This is a genomic window from Streptomyces niveiscabiei (assembly GCF_001419795.1).
Classification (GTDB): domain Bacteria; phylum Actinomycetota; class Actinomycetes; order Streptomycetales; family Streptomycetaceae; genus Streptomyces; species Streptomyces niveiscabiei.
Map to the genome: position 1 here is coordinate 1 of NZ_LIRL01000668.1, position 4,922 is coordinate 4,922.

General features: G+C 71.2%; 3 protein-coding genes. All 3 read left to right on the forward strand.

All coding sequences use genetic code 11. The annotated features are described in order from the left end of the window. Window positions 1-1,071: 3' terminal RNA ribose 2'-O-methyltransferase Hen1 (locus tag AOK24_RS29955; RefSeq protein ID WP_055723172.1), on the forward strand; the 1,071-nt coding region annotated here is incomplete at its 5' end. Then, window positions 1,068-3,617, forward strand: coding sequence for a polynucleotide kinase-phosphatase (locus tag AOK24_RS29960; RefSeq protein WP_055723173.1), 2,550 nt, complete (start codon window positions 1,068-1,070; stop codon window positions 3,615-3,617). The genes AOK24_RS29955 and AOK24_RS29960, both read left to right, overlap by 4 nt. 88 nt (window positions 3,618-3,705) lie before the next feature. Next, the coding region (locus AOK24_RS29965) for an arginine deiminase (protein ID WP_055723174.1) at window positions 3,706-4,922 on the forward strand (1,217 nt) is incomplete at its 3' end.

A 4,922-nucleotide genomic window follows, 5' to 3' on the forward strand; every position in this document is an offset into this window, starting at 1 on the left:
GGCGGCGCCGCCCTCGTCCGGGACCTCTTCGAGCCGCTCGGCTGGACCGTCACCGCCGAACCGGTCGCGCTGGACGCCGAGTTCCCGGAGTGGGGCGACTCGCGGTACGTCCGGCTCGTCCTGGAGTCCGAGGAGCTGACGCTCTCGGAGGCGCTGCGGCACCTGTACGTCCTGCTCCCGGTCCTCGACGACGCCAAGCACTACTGGGTCACCTCCGAGGAGGTCGACAAGCTGCTGCGGGCCGGCGAGGGCTGGCTCGCCGAGCACCCGGAGCAGAAGCTCATCACCAGCCGCTACCTGTCCCGGCGCTGGTCCCTGACCCGGGAGGCCCTGGAGCGCCTCGAACTGGTCCGCCTCGCGGAGACCGACGACAGCGAGGTCGAGGAGATCGACAACGCGGTCGAGCCGGAGACGGAGGCGGAGGCGGAGGAGAAGCCGACCCCGCTGGCCGTCCAGCGCCGCGAGGCGATCCTCGCCGCACTGCGCGCCGCGCAGGCGTCCCGCGTCCTCGACCTGGGCTGCGGCCAGGGCGAGTTGGTGAAGGAACTGCTGAAGGACGTCCGGTTCACGGAGATCGTCGGCCTCGACGTGTCCGTGCGCGCCCTCACCACCGCCGCCCGCCGCCTCAAGCTGGACCGCATGGGCGAACGCCAGGCGTCCCGGGTCACCCTGCGCCAGGGCTCGCTGGCCTACACCGACAAGCAGCTCAAGGGGTACGACGCGGCCGTGCTCAGCGAGGTGATCGAGCACCTCGACCTGCCGCGCCTGCCCGCCCTGGAGTACGCGGTGTTCGGCGCGGCGCGCCCCCGCACGGTCCTCGTGACGACGCCGAACGTCGAGTACAACGTCCGCTGGGAGACGCTCCCCGCCGGGCACGTCCGGCACGGCGACCACCGCTTCGAGTGGACCCGCGAGGAGTTCCGCGCCTGGGCCGGCACGGTCGCCGAACGACACGGCTACGACGTCGAGTTCACGCCGATCGGCCCCGAGGACCCCGAGGTCGGCCCGCCGACCCAGATGGCGACGTTCACGCAGAAGACTGAAACCGAGAAGGAGGCGAACGCGGCATGACCGAGCAGCACACCAGGGGACGCGAACTCCCCGTCACCGACCTGTCCCTCGTCGTCCTCGTCGGCGCCTCCGGCTCGGGCAAGTCCACCTTCGCCGCCCGCCACTTCAAGCGCACCGAGATCATCTCCTCCGACTTCTGCCGGGGCCTGGTCTCCGACGACGAGAACGACCAGAGCGCCTCCAAGGACGCCTTCGACGTCCTGCACTACATCGCCGGCAAGCGCCTCGCCGCGGGCCGCCGCACGGTCGTCGACGCGACCAGCGTCCAGCCCGACGCCCGCCGCCAACTCGTCGAGCTGGCACGGAAGTTCGACGTCCTGCCGATCGCGATCGTCCTCGACGTCCCCGAGGAGGTGTGCGCCGAGCGCAACGCGGCCCGCACCGACCGCGCCGACATGCCGCGCCGGGTCATCAAACGGCACATCGGCGAACTGCGGCGCTCCCTGCGGCACTTGGAGCGCGAGGGCTTCCGCAAGGTGCACGTCCTGCGCGGCGTGGAGGAGATCGACGCCGCGACCGTACGCACCGAGAAGCGGTTCAACGACCTCACGCACCTCACCGGACCCTTCGACATCGTCGGTGACATCCACGGCTGCGCGAGCGAACTGGAGTCGCTGCTCGGCACGTTGGGGTACGTCGACGGGGTGCACCCGCAGGGCCGTACCGCCGTGTTCGTGGGCGACCTCGTCGACCGGGGTCCGGACAGCCCGGGGGTGCTGCGGCGCGTCATGTCGATGGTGAAGTCCGGGAACGCGCTGTGCGTGCCGGGCAACCACGAGAACAAGTACGGCCGTCACCTCAAGGGCCGCAAGGTCCAGCACACCCACGGGCTCGCCGAGACCATCGAGCAGATGGCGGGTGAGAGCGAGGAATTCGTCGCCGAGGTACGGAAGTTCATCGACGGGCTCGTCAGCCACTACGTCCTGGACGGCGGGAAGCTCGTCGTCTGCCACGCCGGGCTGCCCGAGCACTACCACGGCCGTACGTCGGGGCGGGTCCGCTCGCACGCGCTGTACGGGGAGACCACCGGGGAGACCGACGAGTTCGGGCTGCCGGTGCGGTACCCGTGGGCCGAGGACTACCGGGGGAGCGCGGCCGTCGTCTACGGGCACACGCCGGTCCCCGAGGCGACCTGGCTCAACAACACCATCTGCCTGGACACCGGCGCGGTGTTCGGCGGCAAGCTGACCGCGCTGCGCTGGCCGGAGCGCGAACTCGTCGACGTACCCGCCGAGAAGGTCTGGTACGAGCCGGTGAAGCCGCTGCGCTCCGAGGCGCCGGGCGGCCACGACGGCCGTCCGCTGGACCTCGCCGACGTGCACGGGCGGCGGATCGTCACGACCCGGTACGAGGGGTCCTCGCGGGTCTCCGTCCGTGAGGAGAACGCGGCGGCGGCCCTTGAGGTGATGAGCCGGTTCGCGATCGACCCGAGGCTGCTGCCGTACCTCCCGCCGACCATGGCGCCGACGGCGACCTCCCGTGCCGAGGGGTACCTGGAGCACCCGGCGGAGGCGTTCGCGCAGTACGCCGAGGGCGGGGTCCAGCGGGTCGTGTGCGAGGAGAAGCACATGGGGTCGCGGGCGGTCGTCCTGGTCTGCCGGGACGCGGAGGCGGCGCGCAAGCGGTTCGGGGTGGACGGGCCCACCGGTTCGCTCTACACCCGTACCGGGCGTCCGTTCTTCGACGACGAGACGGTCACCGAGGAGATCCTCGGCCGGGTCCGGGCGGCGGCCGACGCGGCCGGTCTGTGGGAGTCCCTGGAGACCGACTGGCTGTTGCTGGACGCCGAGTTGATGCCGTGGTCGCTGAAGGCGACCGGGCTGCTGCGGTCCCAGTACGCCGCTGTCGGCGCGGCCTCCGGGGCGGTGTTCCCGGGCGCGCTGGACGCGTTGGCGAAGGCGGCCGGACGCGGCGTGGACGTCGGCGAGTTGCTCACCCGGCAGCGTGAACGCGCCGCCGACGCCTCGGCGTTCACCGACGCGTACCGGCGTTACTGCTGGCCCACCGAGGGCCTGGACGGCGTCCGCCTGGCGCCGTTCCAGTTCCTCGCGGTCCAGGGCCGCAGCCTCGCCGCGCTCCCGCACGACGAGCAACTCGCCCTGCTGGACCGGCTGGTGGAGCACGACCCGACGGGCCTGCTCCAGACCACGCGCCGCCTGTACGTCGACACGGCCGACCCCGAGTCGGTCCGGGCGGGCGTCGACTGGTGGCTGGAGATGACCGGCGCGGGCGGCGAGGGCATGGTGGTCAAGCCGCTCGGAGCGGTGGTCCGCGACGGGGAGGGCCGCCTGGTCCAGCCCGGGATCAAGGTCCGGGGCCGCGAGTACCTGCGGATCATCTACGGTCCGGAGTACACCCGCCCCGACCAGCTGTCGCGCCTGCGGAGCCGCTTCCTGAACCACAAGCGTTCCCTGGCGATCCGCGAGTACGTCCTCGGCCTCGAAGCCCTGGACCGCCTCGCGGAGGGCGAGCCGCTGTGGCGCGTCCACGAGCCGGTGTTCGGGGTCCTGGCCCTGGAGTCGGAGCCGGTGGACCCGAGGCTGTGAGGCGAGGGGGTCTTTCTGTCGCGGTTCCTGGGCAGAAAGACCCCCGGGAAACGGGGTGAACCGGCTCCCCGAAGGTCAGGATGGAGACATGGCATTCCACGTCGACTCCGAAGCCGGGCGGTTGCGCCGGGTCATCCTGCACCGGCCCGATCTGGAGCTCAAGAGGCTCACGCCCACCAACAAGGACGCCCTTCTCTTCGACGACCTCCTCTGGGTCCGGCGCGCCAGGGCCGAGCACGACGGGTTCGCGGACGTGCTGCGGGACCGGGGCGTCGCCGTGCACCTGTTCGGCGACCTGCTCGCCGAGACGCTCGCGATCCCGGCCGCGCGGACCCTCGTACTCGACCGCGTCTTCGACGAGAAGGAGTACGGGCCGCTCGCCACCGACCATCTGAGAGCCTCCTTCGAGACGCTGCCGTCGGCCGAACTCGCCGAGCTGCTGGTGGGCGGGATGACCAAGCGGGAGTTCCTGGAGGCGCATCCCGAGCCGACCTCCGTGCGGTTCCATGTCATGGAGCTGGACGACTTCCTGCTCGGCCCGCTGCCGAACCACCTCTTCACGCGGGACACGTCCGCCTGGATCTACGACGGTGTCTCCATCAACGCGATGCGGTGGCCGGCGCGGCAGCGCGAGACCGTGCACTTCGAGGCGATCTACCGGCACCATCCGCTGTTCCGGGACGAGCGTTTCCACGTCTGGTCGGAGGGGCAGGCCGACTATCCGTCGACCATCGAGGGCGGTGACGTCCTCGTCATCGGCAACGGCGCCGTCCTGATCGGGATGAGCGAGCGGACCACCCCGCAGGCCGTCGAGATGCTCGCGCACAAGCTGTTCGCGGCGGGCTCGGCGGAGACGATCGTGGCGCTGGACATGCCGAAGGGCCGCGCGTTCATGCACCTCGACACGGTGATGACGATGGTCGACGGCGACACGTTCACGCAGTACGCGGGGCTCGGCATGCTCAGGTCGTACACGATCGAACCCGGCGTCGGGGACAAGGAGCTGAAGGTCACCGACCATCCGCCGGAGCACATGCACCGGGCCATCGCGGCGGCGCTCGGCCTGAACGAGATCCGGGTGCTGACGGCGACGCAGGACGTGCACGCGGCGGAGCGCGAGCAGTGGGACGACGGCTGCAACGTGCTGTGCGTGGAGCCGGGGGTCGTCGTCGCGTACGAGAGGAACGCGACGACAAACACCCACCTGCGTAAACAGGGCGTCGAGGTGATCGAGATCCCGGGGAGCGAGCTGGGGCGGGGCAGGGGCGGGCCGCGGTGTATGAGCTGTCCGGTCGAGCGGGACGC